This window comes from Frankia tisae (assembly GCF_025403405.1).
Classification (GTDB): domain Bacteria; phylum Actinomycetota; class Actinomycetes; order Frankiales; family Frankiaceae; genus Frankia; species Frankia tisai.
This window is the reverse complement of sequence record NZ_JANEZT010000864.1, coordinates 1-388: the sequence shown is the minus strand read 5'-3', so window position 1 is coordinate 388 and position 388 is coordinate 1. Positions and strand designations below refer to the sequence as shown.

Sequence of the window (388 nt, the reverse complement as noted above, 5' to 3'; positions counted from 1 at the left end):
GCGCTGGCTGGCCCATCCGATAGGGCGGGAGAGCTTTCAGCGGTTGTCTCCACGCTTGGTGGAACACTCGTATCGGTAGGTCGGCTCCTCGCGGTTGGGATGGTTGTGGCCTGCGGAGCCAAGGCGTACACACGGCAATCTCCAGAGCCGCTGTTCGTGGGGTTTCTGTTCTGCATGGCACTGCTTGGAGCGGGAGCTTTCTACGATTCGGAAGATGGGCCGAACCGACCGAAGCCTGCTGAAAAGGCTCTCTTTAATCGGGCTTCCGCTGGGGACATGACGGGCATCGATCAGCAGTTCAATAGCCTCGGCCTCTCCAACACGCCGGCGGGTCGGTACGTTTTAGCTCAGGCTGCGGCGGTGGCTTCCGAAGGCAAGCGCTTTGGAC

General features: G+C 61.1%; 1 protein-coding gene. It reads left to right on the top strand.

The annotated features are described in order from the left end of the window. Positions 1–156: 156 nt before the first annotated feature. Positions 157–388, top strand: a 232-nt coding sequence (locus NBZ85_RS32035; protein ID WP_261563538.1) for a hypothetical protein, incomplete at its 3' end; no start/stop codon positions are given.